General features: G+C 73.6%; 2 protein-coding genes. Both read right to left on the bottom strand.

Annotated elements, in window-relative coordinates; genetic code table 11:
- Window positions 1-9 precede the first annotated feature (9 nt).
- Entirely contained in the window at window positions 10-288 is a 279-nt protein-coding gene (locus tag ACOV8S_RS01430) for a DUF4031 domain-containing protein (RefSeq protein WP_448315500.1), read from the bottom strand.
- A 4-nt stretch (window positions 289-292) separates the two neighbouring features.
- Entirely contained in the window at window positions 293-670 is a 378-nt protein-coding gene (locus ACOV8S_RS01425) for a hypothetical protein (protein WP_448315498.1), read from the bottom strand.
- Window positions 671-834: the final 164 nt, after the last annotated feature.

The following is an 834-nucleotide window of genomic DNA, read 5'->3' as shown; positions in this document are numbered from 1 at the left end:
GCGGAGAGGTCAGGGGAGGTCGGCGGGGCCCGGGGTCTTGCGGCGGCGGAGGCCGGTGGCGTGGAGGCGGCGGACGATCTCGCGGCTGCGGACCGGGATGGCCCCGGCCGCGACCGCGGCGGCGTACAGGTCGGCGGGGATGTCGTAGTGGTCGCCGTCGAAGGCGCGGCCGGGCACGCCCAGTCCGGCCGCGAAGGCGTGCAGCTCCTCGAAGGAGACGTCGCTGATCAGGTGGGACCACAGCCGGCCATGGCCGGGCCAGTCGGGCGGGTCGATGTAGGCGGCCACCGGATCAGGAAGTTCCCGGCAGGGCGGAGGCGAGCCCGCCGACCGCCGCCACCCGTACGCCTGCCTGGTGGCACACCCAGTGCGGGTCGGGCCCCAATTCCGGCTCGATCTCCAGCGCGTGCGGCTCGCCGTGCGCGCAGACCGGGCACAGCGGCCACCGCCCGTACTTGTCGAGCAGCGCGTCCTGGACGTCCTGCGCGACCAGGCCGGGCAGGAAGTCCGCGCCCTGTGGCCACTGCTCGACCCACCAGCGCCGCTGCACCACCGAGTCCTCGACCAGGGAAACCACGTCGGCCTGGGCGACGTCTCCAGCTACCAGGTCGGCGAGGACCAGGGCGCGTGCCGCGTGCACGGCCTGTTCGAGGGGGCTGATGGCGCTCATGCCCCCATTGTCACGCGCCCTTGACCGCGGCAGGCGATGAAAATATCTTTCAGGTACACCTCGTGAGATGAAGGAAATTTTCGTGAGCGCAGCGAGCCAGCCGTCCGCCGCCCGCAGGGCCGCGACCCGCGCCCCGGGCCGGTCCGTCGCGCCCGCGCCCGCCC

Source organism: Streptomyces sp. CO7 (assembly GCF_053474865.1).
Note: the sequence above shows the minus strand (reverse complement) of the source record. Positions and strands in the feature narration are given on the sequence as shown.